The sequence below is a fragment of the Stenotrophomonas sp. Sm10 genome (genome assembly GCF_030985515.1).
Classification (GTDB): Bacteria; Pseudomonadota; Gammaproteobacteria; order Xanthomonadales; family Xanthomonadaceae; genus Stenotrophomonas; species Stenotrophomonas hibiscicola.
The window spans coordinates 43,136-60,494 of sequence record NZ_JAPTFO010000011.1; the positions used below are offsets into that span (position 1 = coordinate 43,136).

Below are 17,359 nucleotides of genomic sequence, written 5' to 3' on the forward strand. Positions count from 1 at the left end.
ATGACTTCAGCTTCCCCAAGATAAGCAGAGAGCGTGTATTGCCCGATGGTCTCTAGGCCGTGTACGTCCGCTTTTGGTCTGCAGCTGCCCTCCCTATCCCCGATAAATCTTCCTAATCCCCCGCCCCGCCGATGTCTGCTGCCGGCCAGACTTGGATTATACCTTCCAGACTTTGCTGCCTACGGGTACGTCAGTCTTATCGAGCCCAGGGAGATGGACGATTAGTTTGTAGCCTCCAGGTCGAAAATGGTCGAGACGAAGCTCCGCTTGTGCCTCCAATCTAGTGCCGCCCGGACGCTCGACGATGACGTTAAAGACGGGGTTGCTCTCACCGTGCGAGAGCGGCAAATCGGGCGCCAGAACCAACCCTCGATCGGCGAGCAAGAAGCGGTCCTCGACACTTAGTAGAAGTTCCATAAAATCTCTCTCGAAATCGCACGTATGACCGCTTTGCACCGAAAGGGAACTGTAGAACTGCAGGCAGGTCACGTCCGACCAAGCGTCCGCTTCCGGCCAGGACTGGACGTTCAACTCTAGATTTAAGCCGCGTCGCGGAACGGCTTGGGCTTGAATGAGTCGTTAGGCCCAATTGCCTGAGCCCGGCTTAATAGTAGTGAGGCGAAATCCTACTTGTGGCGCACGCCTGCGATGCTTACGGTGCTGTGCGATCTGGATGCGAAGCTCGGTAAGCACATTTGAAATGGATTGCTGAAGTCGATCACGCGGCTCTCTGGTCATAGGAGCCTGATCGAAATTGTAACCATGCAACTGGCCGATCATGGCTCTGATGTTGGGCTGATTCAGGGAGACTCCCTCCCAATCATGAGCGAAAACATTGCGTATCTTTCGTGCGATCTCAAGATCTTCGTACTGCTCCCTTGTGAGAAGGCCCACTGCATAAGCGGCCTTCATGCGACTAGCAAGCGTGCCAAGAGGCGCATTGAAACCTTCGACCAGATCCTTTGCTTGTTTGCCATCAATAAGGTAAGTCAGCAGTAGGCGGCCCAGCGTGTCCTCGGCGAAAGCAGCCAGTGCGAGAGCGAGGCCGCGCTCGTCGTGCGCCGAAAGGGCACGATTGAATCTGTTGATTGATTCAAAGTCAGGATCATCCGACTCCGGAAAGTTGCGACTCTCATCGTCTAATGGCCTTTCGGGCATACGCTACAAATCTCTGGAAGGGGGCTGGCGCTTGAAAAAATCCCACTCGCGAAGCAGATTCGGCTTGAATGAGTTCTTAGCCTGCAATGCGGCGCCACTCACATGCAGCGCCAACAATGGAGTGATCTTGGTTGTAGTAGTAAGACGAGTGACCACAGAACGAGCCACCATTGCCATTCAGTTGCAGAACGAACGCGCCACGATCAAGTGCGGAACGATCCGCGGATGCGTAGGTCAAAGTAAGGAGGAGGTTCCTGAAGGTCCCCTCGACGTCGTAGATCTTTCCTGCATCCGGTCCTTTCGTGCAGTTGATCTGGCCCGTGACCTTGTGAGCAGATCGTTCCAGCGTGACCTGTTCTTCGACTTCTGACATTTCTGGGTAGCTGATGCACCAGCGGCCCTCGATTCGCGCGTCTTTGTACACACGGTCCTCAATCCACGGTCGGATCACCGATAGATAGAGCTTGTGCAGCACAAACACGATGAATGATGCAACTAGGCCAGATACAACGCCAATCACCAGTTCATCCATGATTTCCCCCTTGGTGGCAAGCTGCTTAACAGGCGGACCCTTGGGTCCGGTCAAACGATTTATCCGCAAGGCCCCTTGCACCAGGCCTTCCCCTTGATACAGCTCGATCTTAGGGCGGCACGGTCCGGCTAACAAGGCAGCGGACAGACGGACCGGGTGGTGGCGATCGGTGGCCGCACCAATGGCTACTTTGGGCCGGGTGCTGCCATGGCGGGCCCACGAGTGCTTCCGGCCAGAAACGGACATCCACCCTACCCTCGATAAACATCCCTAATCTCAACGTTCGATGCCCGCTCACATCAGAAGCGAAGTTCGTGACCGCAACTCACTCCATCGACCGTTGGAGCATGAATCCTAAAGTGATTGTGACCAAGCAGTGTTGAGTCAAGGTCGACGACTTGCAATAGAAGTCTTCAAGCCCTTCTGCCTCAGCTGCTCCGACAGGACAGAAGTGAACTGACGGTCCTGGCAGTTGTGCCATGGATCGTCGATATCGACGGGTCCAGCACGACGTCCGTCAGGCAGCAGACGAGTGCTGTCTGCCAATGCTGGTCAGCCCCGCCATTGCGAAGGTATGCAAATGCGCGACAAGATCCGCTGGCGGCATGCGCGCGACCGCGCGCATGGGACCAGGCAGGTTGCGCCCCAGCAGCATGACCAGGCAGGGCGACGCCACACTAATCAAGCACCGCAACAGCGCCGGATCCCGAACCGGAATGCCGGTGATTGAGCTAACAATTTCCATAACGTGGACCAGCTTGGGTTCGATCTCCGCGCTGAGCAAATGCTGGAAGTGGGACGTGGGCGAACCAATTTCACGTGCCAGCACGTCCACGTGCCAGCCTCCTTCCAAGAGGATGGAGTCCACCAGACTCTGGAACAGGGACCGCAGGCGGTCGCTTGGTGATAGTTCGGCTGCGGTCAGGCGCGATAGATCTGAAAGGCTTACCAGCCGGCTATGGGCCTCCGCCAGAACCGCCTGATACAGACCACTGCGGTTGCCGAAGTGATAGTTGATGGATGCCAAATCAACGCCTGCCTTCTCGGCGATGGCCTTGCCGGTGGTCTCAGCATAGCCATGCCGGGCAAACAGCTCGCCTGCCCCTTCCAAGATGCGGGAGCGCGTGGCGGCTCCGTCCACGCGTGCAGCTCTGCGCGCATCGTTCATCACGTCGTTCTCATTCGCCAAGACACCATTATGCCAGAGCTTGCCGCCTACATTAAAGTGAGTTTAATCTAAGGCCAACCCCCACTACCCGCCGGAAATCCACCGATGAAGAAGCAGTTGGTTGGCGTGATCGCCGTAGCGGCCCTGGTTGGCGCTGCCGGCGTCTGGTGGTGGCTCCATCGACACGCAGCGGCGCAGGACGCGCTCACGCTGCAGGGCAACGTTGACATCCGGCAGATCTCACTTGCCTTCGATGGCGCCGGCCGGGTCGACACCTTGCTGGTCGAGGAAGGTGACAAGGTTCGCGCCGGGCAGCTACTGGCAACGCTGGATACCCGAGCCCTTCAACTGCAGGCTGCGCAGGCCCAAGCGCAGATAGAGGTGCAGACCCAGGCGCTCAACCGTCTTCGCAACGGCGCACGCCCACAGGAGCTGGCGCAGGCCAAGGCACGGGCGGCGGCGGCGCAGGCGCAGCTGACGCGTGCCGAGCAAGACCTCGCGCGACTACAGGACATCGCCGGCAACACGCAGGGACGGGGCGTGAGCACTCAGGACCTGGCGCATGCCCGCACCCAGGTGGAGGTTGCACGCGCGCAGGCCGCCGACCAGCAGGAAGCGTTGCGCCTGACCCAGATCGGCGCGCGCGAGGAAGACCTCGCCAGTGGCGAGGCGCAGCTCAAGGCTGCTCAGGCGCAGAGCGCCCTACTGGCCTTCCAGGTCTACCAGGGGCAGTTGAGAGCGCCGGCCGATGCTGTGGTGCGCTCGCGGCTCCTGGAGCCGGGCGATATGACAACCGCGTCGCGCGCCGTCTATGCGCTGGCGCTGACCCATCCAAAGTGGATACGCGTCTACGTCGGTGAGACCGAACTGGGCCGCATCCGCACCGGTATGCCCGCCCCCATCACCACCGACAGCCAGCCCGATGCGCCGGTGCAGGGCCGCGTGGGCTTCATTTCCTCGGTTGCCGAGTTCACCCCGAAGACCGTACAGACCGAAGAACTGCGCACCAGCCTTGTGTACGAAGTGCGTGTGGTTGCCGAAGACGAACATGACCAGCTTCGCTTGGGGCAACCAGCCACCGTCCGCTTGGGCCAGGGTGACGCGAAGTGAGCGCCGCGGCGGTCACGATTGCCGCCGAAGGGCTGCGCAAAACCTTCCCTGGCGCCATCAAGGGCGAGGTAGTGGTTGCGCTCGATGACATTTCGCTGATTGCCCGCCCGGGTGAACTCACCGCGCTGGTGGGCCCGGACGGCGCCGGCAAAACAACCTTCATCCGCTTGGTCTGCGGGCTGATGAAGGCCGATGCCGGCCGCCTGCAGGTGCTCGGACATGACGTTGCCGCCGATCCGCAGCGGGTACAGGATCGCGTGAGCTACATGCCCCAGCGGTTCGGGCTGTACGAAGACCTGACGGTGCAGGAGAACCTCGATCTCTATGCCGACCTGCATGGCGTGCCCGAGCAGCAGCGTCGCGAACGCTACGCCAACCTGCTGGAGATGACCGACCTGGCCCGCTTCACCGCGCGCCCGGCCGGCAATCTGTCCGGTGGCATGAAGCAGAAGCTCGGCCTGGCCTGCACGCTGGTGCGCTCGCCCGACCTGCTGCTGTTGGACGAGCCCAGCGTAGGTGTGGATCCGCTGTCCCGGCGCGACCTGTGGCGCATCATCGAGCAGCTGCTGGAAAAGGAAAAACTGAGCGTACTGGTCAGCACTGCCTACATGGACGAGGCCGAGCGCTGCGCGCAGGTCTTTGTCATGCACGAGGGCAAGCTGCTGGCCCAGGGTGACCCGGCTACATTGACGCGGACGGCAGCCGGATTGACCTATCAGGTGGCCCCGCCCACGGGCATGCCTGCGCGTGACCTGCAGGCCCGCCTGCTGGATGCGCAGGAGATCGTGGTGGATGCCGTGCCCAAGGGCGGCGCCGTGCGCTACATCGAACAGACCGACGCTCCTGCCAACAGGCGCGACGCGCTGCTCGACGGGCTGAACCCCGAGCCTCGCCCGCCCGAGCTCGAAGATGCGTTCATGATGCTGTTGCACCAACAGCACGCCGCACGCGAGGAACCGGCCGCGACCACGGCCATGGCGCCGCAGACGCTGGCACCGGTCGACCCCGAACACCGCGCGGCCTCATCTGGGCCGGTAATCGTGGTGCGCGATCTGGTGCGGAAGTTCGGTGATTTCACCGCCGTGGCCAACACATCTTTCAACGTCAACCGCGGTGAGATTTTCGGCCTGCTCGGTCCCAATGGCGCAGGAAAGACCACAACTTTTCGTATGCTCTGCGGCCTGCTGCCGCCCACCAGTGGGCACCTGGAAGTAGTCGGCGTTGACCTGCGGACCGCGCGTGCGCGCGCACGTTCCCGCATCGGTTACGTGTCGCAGAAGTTCGCTCTGTATGGAAACCTGAGCGTGCGCGAGAACCTCGCCTTCTTCGGGGGTGCCTACGGACTGCGCGGCAAGGCACTGCGCGACCGCATCGAGGCCTCGTTGGAGCAGTTCGGCCTGGATCCTGCCGCCCAGAGCGGGCAATTGCCTGGTGGGTACAAACAGCGCCTGGCGATGGCCGCCGGGCTCATCCACCAGCCACAAATCCTGTTTCTGGACGAGCCCACCAGCGGCATCGACCCGCTGGCCCGGCGGATGTTCTGGCGCACCATCACCCGGCTGGCCCAGCATGGCGTAACCATCGTCGTCACCACTCACTTCATGGAAGAAGCCGAGTACTGCGACCGGATCGCAATTCAGGATGCCGGTCGCCTGCTCGCCTTGGGCACGCCTGAGGAGGTGCGGGTGCAGGCCGGTACGGAGGCTGGCGCCGACATGAACACGGCCTTCATCGGCATCGTTGAGCAGGCACGTGAGCATCAGACCGATGAACCGACCGCACGCGCCACAGTGGAGCAACCAAGATGATCAGCCAAGGCTTCTGGACGCGGCTGTACGCGCTGATCAAGAAGGAAACGCGGCAGATGCTGCGTGATCGCAGCAACCTGGCGGTGGGCCTGGCGTTGCCGGTCGCGCTGATCCTGCTGTTTGGCTACGGGCTATCCTTCGACGTTAAAAACGCACCGCTGGCGGTGGTACTGGAGGATACCTCTCCCACTGCACGGCAGGCGGTAAGTGGCCTGCAAGGCTCGCCCTACCTGCGCCCGCTCTGGGCCGGCAGCATGCCGGCTGCCGAACGCATGCTCCGCGCCGGCGAAGTCGACGGCATCGTGCGCGTGCCGGTGGACTTCTCACGGCAGCTTGGCGCCAACCATGCTCAGGTGCAGCTCATCGTCAATGGCGTTGACCAAGGCACCGCCACCACCATCGAAGGGTATGTGTCCGGCGCGCTGGCCAGCGCCGCACTAAACCAACTGGACCGCGGCGCGGGCGATACCCGCGCGACGCCGGGAATTACCTTGGTGCAGCGGATGTGGTTCAACGAGGCGGGCAATAGCACCTGGTATCTGGTGCCGGGCCTGATCGCGTTAGTCATGACTCTGATCGGTGCCTTCCTCACCTCGCTGCTGATCGCACGCGAGTGGGAGCGTGGCACGCTGGAGTCGCTGTTCGTTACGCCGGTGCGGCCACTCGAACTGGTGCTGTCCAAGCTCTCCCCGTACATGGTCATCGGCGCCATCGACCTGGTGCTGTGCCTGCTGGCCGCGACGTTCCTGTTCCATGTGCCGATGCGCGGCTCGCTGTGGGTGGTGGCGCTGGCGTCCCTGCTCTACCTCACGGTTTCGCTGTTGATGGGCCTGGTCATCTCCGGCGCCACGCGCAACCAGTTCGTTGCCAGCCAGTTAGCGCTGCTGGTTAGTTTCATGCCGGCGATGATGCTTTCCGGCTTCGTCTTCGACCTGCGCAACATGCCGGTGATGATCCGGGTGATCAGCCAGGCACTGCCGGCCACGCACTTCATGGCACTGATCAAGACCTTGTTCCTGGCCGGCAACGACTGGCCGATGATCTTCAGCAAGTGCGGGATCCTCGGGGTCTACATCGTGGTGCTGACCATCGCCACCTGGTTCACCCTGCGCAAGCGACTGGATTGACCGATGGACAGCCTTATCGACTACCTCGCCAAGATCGCCTTCCTGTGCCGCAAGGAGTTCCTGACCCTGATCAAGGACCCCAAGAGCCGTTCGATCCTGTTTGCCCCGGCCCTGATGCAGGCGCTGCTGTTCGGCTACGGCGCCACCTACGAGCTCAAGCACGCCCCCTACGCGGTGCTGGACCTCAGCCGCAGCGAGACCTCCACCCAGATCCTGGCGCGACTGGACGGCACCGGCGTGTTTGAACGGAAGCGCAGCCTGACCTCGTCCGCTCAGATCGCCGACGCCATTGATTCCGGGGAGGCGCTGCTGGTGCTGTCGTTCCCGTCCGATTTCGAGCAGCGCCTGGCCAATGGCCAGCAGGCACCGGTGCAGCTCATCCTCGACGGCCGCAACTCCTCTACCGCCGGTTCGGCGGCCGCATATGTCGGTTCCATCGTCAGTGCCTACTCGGGCAGCATGGGTAACGGGAGCGCCGGCGTTTCGATGGTGCGACGCGCCTGGTACAACCCCAACCTGGAGTCGCGCTGGCAGCTCATGCCGGCGTTGATCGCCGCGCTGAGCATGCTCCAGACCCTGTTGATTGCCGCACTGTCGGTGGCGCGAGAGCGCGAACAGGGCACGTTCGACCAGCTGCTGGTCACACCGCTCACGCCGATGCAGGTGCTGGTCGGCAAGGCACTGCCCTCCATTGCGGTGGGGTTGGCGCAGTCCACCATCATCCTGCTGATCATCCGCTTCTGGTTCCAGATCCCCATGAGCGGATCCTACGCGCTGCTCTACCTCGGGTTGGTGACGTTCACCACCGCCTCAGTCGGCGTCGGCCTGTCCATCTCCGCGCTGGCCAGGAACATGCAGCAGGCCATGCTCTATACGTTCCTGTTGATCATGCCGCTGATGCTGCTCTCCGGCCTGCTGACGCCGGTACGCAACATGCCCGATGTCCTGCAGGTGGCCACCTACGCCAACCCGCTTCGGTTCGGCATCGACTTGGTCCGCCGGGTCTACCTGGAAGGCGCAGGTCTGGCCGATATCGCCTCCGATTTCCTGCCCATGCTGGTCGTGGCGGCCATCACGCTGCCGCTGGCCGCTTGGCTGTTCCGCAATCGACTTTCTTGAGATATGGCCATGCTCCCGATGCCGCTCCATCGACGCTCCCACCTGCTGCGTGTCCTTGCTCCCTGCGCGCTGGCCGTGGCCCTGTCCGGCTGCGCGGTGGGGCCGGATTTCCGCTCCCCGGCACCGGACAGCCCGGCCAGTTGGACCCAGTGGCGCGGAAGCGACGCCGGTCTTGGCGGCACGGCCAGTACCGACCCATTGCCCGCCGGCGAGTGGTGGCGCGCCTACCACGATCCGGTGCTCGACGAGCTCCAGCGCCGGGCGCGCGATGCCGCGCCGGACTTGCAGACCGCTGCCCTGCACCTGGCCCAGGCGCGCGTGCAACGACGTGCCGTACAGGCACAGACGCTGCCCCAAGCCAACCTGAGTGGCGGCGTCTCCCGACAACGCCAAAGTGAAAGCGGGGCCTCTACGCGCCTGCTCGACGTGGTCGGTGGCGACCAGTCCGACACGCTCAAAAAGGTGCTCAGTGAGCCCTTCGACCTGTATCAGGCAGGCGTGGATGTGTCCTGGGAGCTGGATCTATGGGGCCGGGTGCGCCGCTCTATAGAGGCGGCCGACGCCAGCGTTGAGGAGCAGGCGGCCCTGCTGGAGATGACGCGACTGTCCACAGCTGGCGACGTGGCCACGGCCTACTTCGCACTGCGTACCACTCAGCGCCAAATCGCGTTGGTGCAGGAGGACATCGCCGCCGCCGCTGAGCGCACCGCCATCATAGATGCACGTGTCAGCGGTGGGCTCACCGACCACATGGACAGCGACCGCCAGCAAGCCGAACTGGCGGGGTTGCGGGCGAGCCTGCCAGCACTTCAAGCCAATGAGGGCACGCAGGCCAACCAGCTGACACTGTTGTTGGGCGAAAAGCCCGGCGCGCTCAGTGCGCTTATGCAGACAACGCCTACCATGCCGGCCGCCCTGCCCGATCTGTCGCTTGGGCTGCCGTCCGAGGTCGCTCTGCGTCGCCCGGATATCCGCGCGGCGGCAAGCCGCCTGCATGAGGCTACCGCGCAGATCGGAGTGGCCCGCGCCGATTTGTACCCCAGCATCCGTCTGGGTGGTAAGTTCGGCTACGAATCCACCACTTCCGGAAGCCTCGGCGACTGGGCGAGCCGCACCTGGTCGATAGGCCCGGTGCTCGACCTGCCTTTGTTCGACCATGGTCGGCGTGTGAGCATCGTCAAGCTTCGCGAACTCCAGCAGCAGGAAGCCGCAGTGGCCTACCAGCACACCGTGCTGCGGGCCTGGAAGGAAATCGACGATGCGCTGACCAGTTTCACCTCGCTCCAGCAACAGCGTGGGGAATTGCTCACGCGTGCCGCGCGAGCCTCTGACGCATACGCGTTGGCGCAGGCCAAGTTCTCTGCCGGCACAGTGGACTTCCTCACTGTGATCGAGGCCCAACGGATGCACATACAGGCCCGCAGCGATCTATCACAGAACGATGGTCGGATCGCATCTGCATTTGCGCAGATCAATAGAGCGGTGGGCAATGTAGCCGTAGCCCAATAAACTGAGAGTTCCTTGCCTTGATACTTGATAGCTGGCTCCGGCAATCGACTGTGGAGTTGGAACTCCCGGCGCGGCCTGCTGACTAGCTGCTGGAGTGAATGGCGTGGGGTGCTGTAGATGCGCGTGACATACCCCGGGGTTCGCTATAAGCGAGAAGGCGCGCCCTACTCTCGATAACGCACCCTAATCCTAAAATTTGATAGCAGCCCCCCTGCCCTATCCGATGGGCACAAGTCCGCTCTCGGCCAGAAGCAGACGTCCACCCTACCCTAATAGATCTTCCTAACCCCTGCCCCGCCAAGGATCACTCCCGACCAGGCGGTCACTTCCGGGACGCCTAGCCGGTTGCCGGAACGCTTGGCGATCGATTCTTGCTCCCATGCCCGCTATGCCATTCGCGGCGATCGATAAGGGTTTCGCAGGCAGAGGGCCGATCAGGCTGCCGAATCGAACGATGGTCAGTTTCTTGGCGAGAAGATTAGGGCTGTGCGCATTCATAGCCTTCTCACGTGAGATGCACGATTACGGGCGCACCATTGAGCCTTCTGTGTACGGAGGGAATACAAAATGAACGAGCCGGTTCGAACTTCGGAGGAAATTGGCGCGTTCGACGTTGACTACGCGCAGTCCATTGGCGCGGATGATGGTTCTCTGATCGGTAATGCCGTAGAGGCTATCAAGGGTGCCGCCGGCAAACTCGGCGATAAGCTGCATCCCTTAGTTGAGCAATACGCGACGCTTTTCAAGACGGGTCTACGTACCCCCGTCATGCGCACGCCAAGTGACTACGGTATGGCCTACCAAGAGACTTGGTTTCCATCCATAGATGGAGTGCCCCTAGAAGCCTGGTACATCCCGGCGGACTCCGACCGCCTCCTCATCATCAACCATCCGATGACTTGTAACCGCTATGGCTTCCCCGGACACCTACCGGAGTTCAAGAAGTACTTCGGCGGCTTTGAGGTCAACTTTCTGCCGGAGCTGCGCCATCTCCATGACGCCGGCTACAATATCCTGACATATGACCTGCGCAACTGTGGCCGGAGCGGGCAGGCCAATGGGGGCATCAGCGGCTTGGGCTTGCTTGAATGCCGGGACGTTGTTGGCTCAGTCCGCTACGCGCGCGAACAACAGGACATGGGCAAGATGCAAACAAGTCTCTACAGCCGGTGCATGGGCGGCAACTCCACTATTATCGCAATGCAGAGATGGCCTGAAGAATTCGAGAACATCAAGGCTCTGGCGCTGCTCAACGTTGTATCTGGACCCACCTTCATCGAACGTGGTGCGCAGAACATGCATTTGGATCCTCAAGAGGCCGCACAGCGACTAGACCAGCGCTGCCGTGAGACATCGGGATTTAGCTTATTTGATTTCCGTCCCCAGAACTTCGGTTCGGGCGTGACGCTGCCCGTTTTTATGGCGCAGCTGCGCAGGGATTTCATGATCCACGGGGAGAAGGACGGCCAGGAAATCTTCGACTCACTGTCCTCAGGCGCGAAGGAGTTGATGTGGATCGAAGAGTCCAATCAGCGCTTCTACGCCTACAATCATTTTGGCGAACAGCCGGCGCGATTGGTCGAATGGTTCAACACGCACATGAATTGAATCCACAGAGGTGCTGACCCATCTGAAGCACCGTTTTGCCGACTATGGCTGACATCTCGTTGCTGCATGTGGGAGGGGTCGGGCTGAAGATGGCCTTGGCGACGCGCCTGAGGCGTGTGTTCACAGTGGCCGACCAAAGAGAGCGACCAGCCTAGGCTGGACGGCGCACCGGATAAATGCGCTCCAAGGTACATGAGTAGTTAGGTCAGCTAAACAAACGCCCAAACTTCGCATTGGTTGAGTTGCGCGAGATCGGAGCCATCGAAGCTCCGCACGGACGTTGAACTCCTCTTACCCGGTAGGCAACGCCTTGGGTCGGCTGCCGTGCCTTCTCTTTGCGCGACGATCTTCGGCCACCACGCGCCTGCGCTGCGGAGAGGCCAGCTGCTCACGCCGCTCAACCAGGAAGTCCATCAGCGCCCGGACCTTCGCTGGCATCTGTGCACGTGATGGGACGTACAGGAAGAAGCCGGGAAATGGACGGCACCATGGCGCCAGTACACGTACGAGTGCACCACTGGCCAGATGCTCGCTGACGCACAGATCGATGTGGCGAATCAGTCCTACACCCTGCAGCGCTGCCCGGAGCATGCTGTCGTCGTCGTTGAACACCGCGTTGCCCTGCGGTTCGAAGACCAGCTTTCGGCCTTGGCCATCTGGTGCAGTGAACGTCCAGTGGTCGATCGTCCCACTGGACGTGAACCGGTAGGCCAGGCAGTTGTGCCGGATCAGATCAGCGGGAGTCTCGGGTATACCGTGCTGCTCGAAGTAGGCCGGGGATCCGACGATCGCCATCTCCAGCGGGGGCGTGATCGGAACGGCCACCATGTGCTCGTCTAGGCTCTCGCCCAGGCGGATGCCGGCGTCCAGACCGTTGGCCACAAGATTGGAGAAGCCGTCATCCATGATCAGTTCAAGCCGCAGCTTGGGATAACGTGCCAGGAACTCGCCCATATGCGGCTCCAGCAGAAGTCGTGACGCGATGCGCGAAGAGTTCATGCGGATCACACCCGAAGGCTCTGCATGGACCTCCCCCAGCTCCTCCACGGCTTTCTCGATCGCCGTCAGTGCCGGCTGCAGCACGTCCAGCAGCTGCTGACCTTCCTCGGTCAGCGACATGTTCCGGGTGGTGCGGTGCAGCAGCCTGACATCCAGCCGCTCCTCCAGTGCTTTGAGGTGCTGGGAGAGCGCTGCCCGCGTGATCTCCATCTCGGTGGCCGCCTTGGTGAAGCTGCGATGCCGGGCGATATGGGCGAACCAGGTCAGGGACGTTACGAGCGAAGGTTCGATGGGCATTGTTTAGTTCTTCTTACAGCTCATGTATCCGGAAGACTATTTATTGGACCCAATCCGGTCAATAGGATGGGCTCTGTCGGCAGCAGAGCCGGCCACCTCACACCCACACCGGAGCACGCACATGCGCAACGTCACGTTCAAGAATCTCAATGGCCAGGGCGTCACCACGGCGGCCACCCTGTACTTCCCGGAAGGCTTTGACGAAGCCGGAAAGTACCCGGCAGTCGTCGTGTCCCATCCCGGTGGTGGCGTGAAGGAGCAGACCGCCGGACTGTACGCCAGGAAGCTGGCCGAAGCAGGCCTGGTCACGATTGCCTTCGACCGTTCGTACCAGGGCGCGAGCACCGGCGAACCGCGGCAGCTGGAGAACCCCTATGTCAGCACCGAGGATGTGAGTGCGGTCATCGACTACCTGACCACCCTCCCCTACGTGGACCAGGACAAGATCGGTGCGATGGGTATCTGCGCCGGCGCGGGTTACAGCGCCAACGCCGCCATCAACGATCGCCGCATCAAGGCACTCGGCATGGTGAGTGCAGTCAACATCGGCCAGATGTTCCGCAATGGCTGGGAGAACACGGTCAAGGACGCCGATGCCGTGGGCTACCTGGACTTCGGCTCCAATGCGCGCACCACCGACATCGCTTCGGGCGAGTTCGCGACCATTCCTCTGGCACCACTGCGCGAAGAAGACGCGCCCAATGCCGAGCTGCGCGAAGCATGGGAGTACTACCACACCCCGCGCGCCGAACATCCCAACGCCCCGGGCTTCGCGCTGACCCGCAACCTCAACCAGATCATTACCTACGACGCCTACAACAAGGCCGAGGCATTCCTGACTCAGCCGATCCTGGCGGTGGCCGGCAGCGTTGCGGGCAGCAAGTGGATGAGCGATGACCTGCTGGCCCGGGCCGCAAGCAAGGACAAGTCCCTGCATGTCGTTGAGGGTGCAAATCACATGTCGCTGTATGACGTGCCGAAGTTCGTCGATGAGGCGGTTTCGGTCCTGGCCCCGTTCTTCCAGACCCGTCTGAAGTAATCCGGATGCCCGGTGAGGCGGCTACGGCAATGCCGGGCCGCCTGGGCATCCCATCGAATACGTGAGCAGAACATGACTACATCCACATCATCGAAGGACAAGGCACCTTCGGCAGCCCAGGCGGCCTGGGGCGATATCGCCCCCGCGCTGGCGGACTACACAGACCGCGTTCTCTTCGGCGACCTGTGGGAGCGGCCAGGCCTGTCCCCTCGCGATCGCAGCCTGATCACCGTGTCTTCGCTGGTCACGCTCTATCGCATCAACGAGCTGCCCTTCCACCTCGGGAAGGCGCTGGACAACGGCGTAACACGGGAAGAGCTGGTCGAGCTTATCACCCATCTCGCCTTCTACTCCGGCTGGCCAACCGCATCCACTGCTCTCGGCATCGCCCGTCGCGTCTTTGAAGAGCGCGGCATCTGACCAGGAGCACGCCATGAGTTCCATTTCCATCAAGACTGTCAGCTATCAGAACTTGGGCTGGCAGACCGCGGCCGATCTCTATCTGCCGGCCGGTTTCGATGAAGGCAAGAAGTACGCCGCCATCGTCAGCACCCATCCCATCGGCAGCTGCAAGGAACAGACGTCGGGCAATGTCTATGCCAAGGGCCTGGCCGAACAGGGCTTCGTGGTGCTGGTGCACGATGCCAGCTTCCAGGGCGCCAGCGGCGGCGAGCCTCGCTTCATCGAAGATCCGTCGATCCGCGTTTCGGATATCCGTTTCGCTGTCGACTACCTGCAGTCTCTCCCGTACGTCGATGCCGGTCGCATTGGTGCGATCGGCGTCTGCGGCGGCGGTGCGTACACCATCCACGCCGGCATCACCGACCACCGCATCCAGGCGCTGGTATCCATAACCGGCGTGAACTACGGCCGCCTGATCCGCGAGGGCTTCGCGCAGTTCAAGCCGCGCGAGCTGGCGGCAAATATCGCCGGCATGCGTACGGCCCAGGCGCAGGGTGCCGAGCGTGATGTGGCCAATCTGCTGCCGGATTCCGTTGAAGCGGGCAAGGCCGCGGGCATCACGGATATCGACGTATTGGAAGCCACCGAGTACTACAAGACGGCTCGCGGCCAGCAGCCCAATGGCGCCACCAGCCAACTGATGTCCTTCAGCGGTGCGGCGATGGGCTGGGATGCGTTCCTCAACGCCGAGGTGCTGCTGACCCAGCCACTCATGGTGGTCATCGGTGACAAACCTGGTGGCTTCGGCGCCTATCGTGATGGCTGGGAGATCTACAGCCGCGCGGCCTCCGATAACAAGCAGATCGTCGTCGCTGAAGGCTGGTCGCACTACGACCTGTACGACAAGCCGGAGCCGGTCGCAATCGCGATGGCGCAGTTGGTTCCGTTCTTCAAGGCCAACCTGTGACGGAGCGGCGGCCGCCCGAACCCAAGCGGCCCCGAAGCTGAAAGCCGCGAATCTCATACGGCATCCTGTCGACCGGCGCATGCACGCCGATCGACCGACACGCGAAGGAAGTGAAGATGAAACCTCTACTGACTGGAAAGACCGCCATCATCACCGGTGCCAGCAAGGGCATCGGCCTGGCCACGGCCAAGCTGTTCGTCGAGCAAGGCGCGAATGTCGTCCTCACTGCGCTCAAGCAGGCCGACCTTGATGCCGTGGTGAAGGACATCCAGGACGCCGGTGGCAATGCACTGGGCATAGTCGCGGACTCGGCCGATCCGGCAGCGCCCCGGCTGGTGTTCGCCAAGGCAATCGAAGCGTTCGGCCAGGTCGACATCCTGGTGAACAACGCCGGGTATGGCGACATGATGTCCATCGAAGAGTACACGGACGAGCACTTCGACGAAGTCGTGCAGGTGAACTACGCCGGCGTATTCCGCTTCTGTCGCGAGGCCGTCGGTCACTTCATGCCGCGAGGCACCGGCGCCATCGTCAACGTTACCTCGGTGAACGGATCACTGCCGCTGGGCGGCCTGGCGTACGTCTCCACCAAGGCCGCGGTGAACGCGATGACCACCAACATCGCGGTTCGCTTCTCGGGCACCGGCATCCGCTGCAATGCGGTGGCGCCGGGCAACACCGATACGCCGATGGCCCGTGACTGGGCGGCCGGCAAGCTCACCGGGGGATCGACCATGGTTCCCTACATCACCAAGCACACCGACCAGTCCCTGCCATTCACCCAGCCCGAGGATCAGGCGAACGCCATCCTCTATCTGGCAAGCGACATGGCACGCGCCGTCACCGGGCGGGTTCTGGTGGTAGACAACGGCGCCTACATCGGCGCCTGACAACAAGGAGTCGTGATCATGAAGAACGTTCTCATTCTGGGCGCAAGCGGCCAGATCGCCCAATGGGTCATCAGATCGCTCGCCACAGAGAAAAACATCCAGCAGACCCTGCTTCTGCGTGACCCGAAGAAACTGACGGGCAAAGAACCTGCCAACGCGAAGGTGGTCATCGGCAACGTCTTGGACAAGAAGCTGCTGAAGGATGCGGTCGCAGGACAGGACATCGTCTATGCCAACCTGACCGGCGAAGATCTGGACAAGCAAGCACAGGCGGTGATCGCCGCGATGAACGCCGCAGGCGTCCAGCGCTTGATCTTCGTCCTCTCGCTAGGCATCTACGACGAGGTTCCGGGCAAGTTCGGCGAGTGGAACAACGACTTCATCGGCGAAGACCTCAAGCCGTTCAGGCGTGCAGCGGACGCCATCGAGGCCTCTGGCCTGGGCTACACGATCCTGCGCCCGGCCTGGCTGACTGACGAGGACGAGGTGGACTACGAGACCACGGAAAAGGACCAGCCGTTCAAAGGCACCGTGGTTTCCCGCAGGAGCGTGGGCGACCTGATCAGCCAGATCATCGTCGAACCGGCTCTCCACACCGGTAGGAACCTGGGATTGAACAAGCCAGGAAGCGACGGCGACAAGCCGTACTTCATGTAACCGCGACGGATCCCGGGCGCCCAGTGAGAATCCTGCACCTTAACGGCCGAAGCCTGCTGGGATCGGCAGATGGCCAGCTGCAGGGAGATCCGGCCAAGCTTGCACAGGTCGTCTTTCAGGTAGCCGGCATGAAGCATCCGCCGCGGAAGCTGCTCATCGGCAGCGATGCAGTGGACTTCGTCATGCCGACGCTGGAAGGCCGAATTGCCGCGCCGGGCAGGTTCGAGGAACTGACCCGCTCCACTGACTTCTGAGGAACAAGAGGTGAGGCGCATGTCCTGGATCCAGATCATCGGCACCTCGATCGCAGCGGCGTCCCTCGTGTCATTTGCCGTCCTGCTTGCGGTGAGTGTCATCGAGCGACGGCAGGCCGGCGAGGCTGCGGGTATTGAGCCCTATATGCCGAGCGCAGACGCGCGCGTATCCGGTGTTGCGGTGGTGTGTTACTCGCGCTCCGGGAACACGGGCCTTGCAGCCCGGCATGTCGCCCGGCAGCTGAAGGCGCGCCTCTACGCCCTGAAGGTGCCTGACCATGAGCTTGGTGTTGGCGGTCTGGTGGGTGCGTTGAGGGCCGCGGATGGATTGAAGCGGGACGCAGGGGCTTTGCCGAGGACATGGCCGAGGACCATTGACCTGGCACCCTTCGACACGGTCTGGCTGGGCTCCCCAGTCTGGCTCTACAGCCCCGCTCCGCCCATCTGGTCATTCGTCGAGAACAACCGATTGGATGGCAAGCACGTGGTGCTGTTCAACACGTACAACAGCCACATCGGCGATGAATACATCTCGGCGTTCCGGGACAAGGTGATGAGCCGCGGAGCGCGCTCGTTCGAGCATCGGCAGCTGCTCCGTGGCCGTATGACACGGCAGCTGTCACCTGAAGAGATGCTTGAGGCGATTGACCGGGAATGGTTCGGAATCAACCCGGACTCGCCTCTTTAATACGAGTGGAAATTGAAACCATTGTTC

General features: G+C 62.1%; 17 protein-coding genes. 13 read left to right on the top strand and 4 right to left on the bottom strand.

The genetic code is table 11. The annotated features are described in order from the left end of the window. Positions 1 to 579: 579 nt before the first annotated feature. The 3 genes from O0J15_RS05115 to O0J15_RS05125 form a co-directional block, all read right to left on the bottom strand. A complete protein-coding gene (locus tag O0J15_RS05115; RefSeq protein ID WP_308305203.1) occupies positions 580 to 1,158 on the bottom strand; it encodes an MltR family transcriptional regulator in 579 nt (192 codons plus the stop codon). Positions 1,159 to 1,234: 76 nt separating this feature from the next. Beyond that, positions 1,235 to 1,936: a hypothetical protein gene (locus tag O0J15_RS05120; RefSeq protein WP_308305204.1), complete on the bottom strand. Its 702-nt coding sequence runs from the start codon at positions 1,934 to 1,936 to the stop codon at positions 1,235 to 1,237. 271 nt (positions 1,937 to 2,207) lie between these two features. After that, on the bottom strand, positions 2,208 to 2,858 hold the full coding sequence (locus tag O0J15_RS05125; RefSeq protein WP_308305205.1) for a CerR family C-terminal domain-containing protein: 651 nt from the start codon (positions 2,856 to 2,858) through the stop codon (positions 2,208 to 2,210). A 105-nt stretch (positions 2,859 to 2,963) separates the two neighbouring features. Between O0J15_RS05125 and O0J15_RS05130 the strand changes: the two genes are divergently transcribed. From O0J15_RS05130 to O0J15_RS05155, 6 genes are all read left to right on the top strand, one after another. Continuing rightward, the gene (locus O0J15_RS05130; RefSeq protein WP_308305206.1) at positions 2,964 to 3,968 is read left to right on the top strand and encodes a biotin/lipoyl-binding protein; all 1,005 of its coding nucleotides are present in this window, start codon (positions 2,964 to 2,966) and stop codon (positions 3,966 to 3,968) included. Then, positions 3,965 to 5,776: an ATP-binding cassette domain-containing protein gene (locus tag O0J15_RS05135; protein ID WP_308305207.1), complete on the top strand. Its 1,812-nt coding sequence runs from the start codon at positions 3,965 to 3,967 to the stop codon at positions 5,774 to 5,776. Before O0J15_RS05130 ends, O0J15_RS05135 begins: the two co-directional genes overlap by 4 nt. Next, a complete protein-coding gene (locus tag O0J15_RS05140; protein ID WP_308305208.1) occupies positions 5,773 to 6,903 on the top strand; it encodes an ABC transporter permease in 1,131 nt (376 codons plus the stop codon). Before O0J15_RS05135 ends, O0J15_RS05140 begins: the two co-directional genes overlap by 4 nt. 3 nt (positions 6,904 to 6,906) lie before the next feature. Then, on the top strand, positions 6,907 to 8,022 hold the full coding sequence (locus O0J15_RS05145) for an ABC transporter permease (protein ID WP_308305209.1): 1,116 nt from the start codon (positions 6,907 to 6,909) through the stop codon (positions 8,020 to 8,022). A 9-nt stretch (positions 8,023 to 8,031) separates the two neighbouring features. Beyond that, on the top strand, positions 8,032 to 9,531 hold the full coding sequence (locus tag O0J15_RS05150) for an efflux transporter outer membrane subunit (RefSeq protein WP_308305210.1): 1,500 nt from the start codon (positions 8,032 to 8,034) through the stop codon (positions 9,529 to 9,531). A gap of 567 nt (positions 9,532 to 10,098) precedes the next feature. Beyond that, positions 10,099 to 11,139, top strand: coding sequence for an alpha/beta hydrolase (locus O0J15_RS05155; protein WP_308305211.1), 1,041 nt, complete (start codon positions 10,099 to 10,101; stop codon positions 11,137 to 11,139). Positions 11,140 to 11,430: 291 nt separating this feature from the next. Here the strand turns inward: O0J15_RS05155 and O0J15_RS05160 are convergent, their stop codons facing one another. Next, a complete protein-coding gene (locus O0J15_RS05160) occupies positions 11,431 to 12,435 on the bottom strand; it encodes a LysR family transcriptional regulator (RefSeq protein WP_100442036.1) in 1,005 nt (334 codons plus the stop codon). A gap of 121 nt (positions 12,436 to 12,556) precedes the next feature. Here O0J15_RS05160 and O0J15_RS05165 point away from each other — a divergent pair, with 121 nt between their 5' ends. From O0J15_RS05165 to O0J15_RS05195, 7 genes are all read left to right on the top strand, one after another. Next, entirely contained in the window at positions 12,557 to 13,474 is a 918-nt protein-coding gene (locus O0J15_RS05165; protein ID WP_308305212.1) for an alpha/beta hydrolase, read from the top strand. Between the two features lie 72 nt (positions 13,475 to 13,546). After that, positions 13,547 to 13,894, top strand: coding sequence for a carboxymuconolactone decarboxylase family protein (locus O0J15_RS05170; RefSeq protein WP_253134777.1), 348 nt, complete (start codon positions 13,547 to 13,549; stop codon positions 13,892 to 13,894). Positions 13,895 to 13,907: 13 nt separating this feature from the next. Then, complete coding sequence (locus tag O0J15_RS05175) at positions 13,908 to 14,843, top strand: alpha/beta hydrolase (RefSeq protein WP_308305213.1); 936 nt, start codon at positions 13,908 to 13,910, stop codon at positions 14,841 to 14,843. Positions 14,844 to 14,959: 116 nt separating this feature from the next. Then, positions 14,960 to 15,733, top strand: a complete 774-nt coding sequence (locus O0J15_RS05180) for an SDR family oxidoreductase (RefSeq protein WP_308305214.1) — start codon at positions 14,960 to 14,962, stop codon at positions 15,731 to 15,733. Positions 15,734 to 15,751: 18 nt separating this feature from the next. Next, a complete protein-coding gene (locus O0J15_RS05185) occupies positions 15,752 to 16,390 on the top strand; it encodes an SDR family oxidoreductase (protein WP_308305215.1) in 639 nt (212 codons plus the stop codon). Between the two features lie 23 nt (positions 16,391 to 16,413). After that, positions 16,414 to 16,644 carry a hypothetical protein gene (locus O0J15_RS05190; RefSeq protein ID WP_308305216.1) on the top strand — a complete coding sequence of 77 codons (231 nt, stop codon included), beginning with the start codon at positions 16,414 to 16,416 and terminating at the stop codon, positions 16,642 to 16,644. 19 nt (positions 16,645 to 16,663) lie between these two features. Continuing rightward, on the top strand, positions 16,664 to 17,332 hold the full coding sequence (locus tag O0J15_RS05195) for a hypothetical protein (protein WP_308305217.1): 669 nt from the start codon (positions 16,664 to 16,666) through the stop codon (positions 17,330 to 17,332). Positions 17,333 to 17,359 lie beyond the last annotated feature (27 nt).

Bases quoted from the DNA above. Each gene is read 5' to 3' on its own strand.
- O0J15_RS05145 (WP_308305209.1), top strand. From the start codon at position 6,907: ATGGACAGCCTTATCGACTACCTCGCCAAGATCGCCTTCCTGTGCCGC.
- O0J15_RS05120 (WP_308305204.1), bottom strand. From the start codon at position 1,936: ATGTCCGTTTCTGGCCGGAAGCACTCGTGGGCCCGCCATGGCAGCACC.
- O0J15_RS05115 (WP_308305203.1), bottom strand. From the start codon at position 1,158: ATGCCCGAAAGGCCATTAGACGATGAGAGTCGCAACTTTCCGGAGTCG.
- O0J15_RS05150 (WP_308305210.1), top strand. From the start codon at position 8,032: ATGCTCCCGATGCCGCTCCATCGACGCTCCCACCTGCTGCGTGTCCTT.
- O0J15_RS05160 (WP_100442036.1), bottom strand. From the start codon at position 12,435: ATGCCCATCGAACCTTCGCTCGTAACGTCCCTGACCTGGTTCGCCCAT.
- O0J15_RS05185 (WP_308305215.1), top strand. From the start codon at position 15,752: ATGAAGAACGTTCTCATTCTGGGCGCAAGCGGCCAGATCGCCCAATGG.
- O0J15_RS05170 (WP_253134777.1), top strand. From the start codon at position 13,547: ATGACTACATCCACATCATCGAAGGACAAGGCACCTTCGGCAGCCCAG.
- O0J15_RS05125 (WP_308305205.1), bottom strand. From the start codon at position 2,858: ATGAACGATGCGCGCAGAGCTGCACGCGTGGACGGAGCCGCCACGCGC.
- O0J15_RS05130 (WP_308305206.1), top strand. From the start codon at position 2,964: ATGAAGAAGCAGTTGGTTGGCGTGATCGCCGTAGCGGCCCTGGTTGGC.
- O0J15_RS05155 (WP_308305211.1), top strand. From the start codon at position 10,099: ATGAACGAGCCGGTTCGAACTTCGGAGGAAATTGGCGCGTTCGACGTT.
- O0J15_RS05180 (WP_308305214.1), top strand. From the start codon at position 14,960: ATGAAACCTCTACTGACTGGAAAGACCGCCATCATCACCGGTGCCAGC.
- O0J15_RS05195 (WP_308305217.1), top strand. From the start codon at position 16,664: ATGTCCTGGATCCAGATCATCGGCACCTCGATCGCAGCGGCGTCCCTC.
- O0J15_RS05175 (WP_308305213.1), top strand. From the start codon at position 13,908: ATGAGTTCCATTTCCATCAAGACTGTCAGCTATCAGAACTTGGGCTGG.
- O0J15_RS05140 (WP_308305208.1), top strand. From the start codon at position 5,773: ATGATCAGCCAAGGCTTCTGGACGCGGCTGTACGCGCTGATCAAGAAG.
- O0J15_RS05165 (WP_308305212.1), top strand. From the start codon at position 12,557: ATGCGCAACGTCACGTTCAAGAATCTCAATGGCCAGGGCGTCACCACG.